General features: G+C 41.0%; 1 protein-coding gene. It reads left to right on the top strand.

Going from position 1 to position 1,415, the window contains the following annotated elements:
- Positions 1-300: 300 nt before the first annotated feature.
- Complete coding sequence (locus J5224_RS27705; protein WP_264628343.1) at positions 301-1,146, top strand: leucine-rich repeat domain-containing protein; 846 nt, start codon at positions 301-303, stop codon at positions 1,144-1,146.
- Positions 1,147-1,415: the final 269 nt, after the last annotated feature.

Consider the following 1,415-nt stretch of genomic DNA (forward strand, 5'->3'; position numbering starts at 1 on the left):
AGTGGTCGGGGGCCGTTGTCCAACTCCTCAATGCGTAGATATAACCCTTGTTCTAACCAAAGCATCACGCCTCACTCACCGTTAATCACATAAACTGCAAATGTAGTAAACGCCTATGCATAACGGCAAGTTTACCAGGATAAATTAACGCTACACCGACGGTATTAGCGCACCAGTCTGGTTTATTCAGGTTAAGTGGCAGTATGGCCCCATGCCACCATCATTCCTGTTATTTGATATCATTCATCCCCTTTGTGGGAGAACATAGTAAAAAGAATTGAATTTAAAGAGATAATTAACATGTTCACTATTAAAAATAACGACCACTCCTATTCAGCATCTTTGATAAACACCGCGTCAGCGATCTCTACGTCGAATTCAAACATCTCGTCTCAAGCTATAACATCACCTCAGAATGCTGAAGAATATCATGCTGGTTGGTCAGCTTGGGAGAAAGACGCCCGGCAAGGAGAAGGAGAAGAAAGGGATATTGCAGTGACGAAAATGCAAGATTGTTTAAAAAGAAACGCTGACTCCCTTAACTTAAGCAAACTCAATCTCAGTGCGTTACCAGATTTTATTCCTGAGCACGTTAAGGAATTACATTTAGACAGGAACAAAATTCGTTGGTTGCCTGAAAACTTACCCAAAAACCTTCATAAACTGTACGCACATGACAATCGATTAACCACACTGCCCACCAGCCTTCCAGAGACACTCTCCGAACTTTTCTTATCCAATAATGCCATAAGAGAATTTCCACGAAACCTACCATCCGGTATAGCCAAACTGGATATCAGTGATAACGGGATGGAAGGTTTTGTTAGCGATACGCCCTCTTCTCTTGTGTATCTGGATTTAAGTGGGAATGTTTTAAAGGGTTTATCCGCAGCCTTACCCCACTCAATAAAATACATCTCATTAAATGATAATAAAATAACCAAATTACCTAAAAACCTGCCAACGTCCATTCTGTATCTGAATCTAAAAAACAATTGGTTAGAATCACTGCCAAAAAACATTTTTGGCATGACAAAAGAGACAGAGATTCATCTCAACCAAAATCCTTTATCAGTAAAAACCATACTAAAACTGAATAAAATCATCAATAACGCCCACAATATCGGCCCCAGTTTTTTTTATTAAAAACAGACAAAACATTAGCAGTTTTTCACTTTCCTCAACTAACACCGTTAACTACCATAGATAGCGGAAAAGAAAAGGCCCACCGAAGTAGACCTACAGTTAAACTTGACCGCAGTTTCTTACTGCGGCAGAACCCAGGTCTGTGCAAAAGAACCCGTGCAGCTTTGCAACTTGAGTGGTTTATCAAGTCCCACTGACGTCAGGCATCTTTTTGTCTCGAAGTTTTTAACGTGGGTGGGTCCCGCGGTTAGCGCATCCCAATGCTGAGC

The sequence above is a fragment of the Candidatus Symbiopectobacterium sp. NZEC135 genome (genome assembly GCF_025962695.1).

Excerpts from the sequence above, each read along its gene's own strand:
- J5224_RS27705 (WP_264628343.1), top strand. The coding sequence starts at position 301 with ATGTTCACTATTAAAAATAACGACCACTCCTATTCAGCATCTTTGATA.